Raw genomic sequence first — 1,351 nt, 5'->3', positions numbered from 1 at the left:
TCACAGCACACGACTACCGGGGCCGACCCTCCGCGGGCAGGCGAACGCTACTGCTTCACCCATCCGAGCGACATCACGGATTCAACTTCAGTAGCGAGTGCTCCCGTACTTGCGGCCGACAAAGCCGCCGAGCGGCCTAACCGTCCAAACTGGCGGCCCGGCGCGGGAAAGAGAAAATGTCCGATCTGCCGGATCGTCGTCGACGAGCGCCGGGCCAGTGCTCTTCACCTTCGTGAAGTCGTCGGTTCCTTCGCCCCATCTGTATCCCGCTCGACGGCCCCGCATCGTCTGTGCACGTCAAAGCCCCGTTCGGTTACGGAAGGTCAGGAAGGGCACCGACTCTGGTGTTGGCCGCTGGGCATGGTGTTGATCACCGAAGGCAGTCATGGCCGAGAGCATTCTCACTCCAAGCACACCTTGAAGTTTTCCGCAACAGATGCACAAGGACAGGAGGGAGCCCGGTGAGGAACCACCGGACGGCTCCGATGGAGTCGGACGTCCGCCCTGGCCGGTCGGTACTTCGCGGACCGCACCGCACCAGCCCCGCCGACGGGACGTTCGTCCCCCGTGGGGAACTCCAACGGGACGAGGACTGCCCGGTCACCCACCAGAAGCACCGGGGTGAGACACGGGCCGGTAGCGGTCACAACGTCGTCCTCAAGGCGAGCCACGCCGTGCTGCCCGTCGGACCGCGGTGGCGGCGGTCATGAGGGAGACTCGGATGAGAGTCGGCCTGATAGGCGCGGGCCCCCGCGGTCTGTCTGTGCTGGAACGGCTCTGTGCCAACGAGCGGGCCAATCCCTACCCGCGTCCCTTGACCGTGCACCTAGTCGACCCCGACCCGCCCGGGGCGGGCGGGGTCTGGCGCACCGACCAGTCGCGGCACCTGCTGATGAACACCGTGGCCTCCCAGGTCACCGTGTTCACCGACGACAGCGTGCGGATCGACGGCCCGGTCGAGCCCGGGCCGAGCTTGTACGAGTGGGCCCGTTCGCCGTACGTGGCCGAGGCCGATGTGCTCGCCGAGGCAGCCGTGTTAGGCCCGGACTCCTACCCCACCCGGGCCTTCTACGGCGCCTACCTGCGGGCCATGTTCCAGCGTCTGGTCGAGCGCGCCCCGCAGCACGTCACGGTCCAAGTGCACCGCTCCCGGGCCGTCGCCCTCACCGGCGAGGGGTCGCAGCAGATCCGGCTGGCGGACGGCAGCACGGTCGACGCACTGTATGCCGTGGTGCTGGCCCTAGATGACTGATGCTAAGGGGTTCAGTGGTCGTACGCGGTCAGCGAGCGCATGACGGGCTGGCCAGTGTGGTCGTTGTGCCAGATCGCGGCGGTCAGCGCGAGGATCCGC

The 1,351-nt window shown here is 67.7% G+C and carries 1 pseudogene; it reads left to right on the top strand.

Annotation, left to right across the window (positions count from 1 at the left end):
* Nucleotides 1–706 precede the first annotated feature (706 nt).
* Nucleotides 707–1,240: pseudogene (locus tag AC0B61_RS37195) on the top strand (FAD/NAD(P)-binding protein); the annotation flags it as partial.
* Nucleotides 1,241–1,351: the final 111 nt, after the last annotated feature.

The sequence above is a fragment of the Kitasatospora sp. NPDC023385 genome (assembly GCF_055664045.1).
The sequence above is the reverse complement of the archived record's forward strand: the minus strand, read 5'-3'. Positions and strand labels throughout refer to the sequence as shown.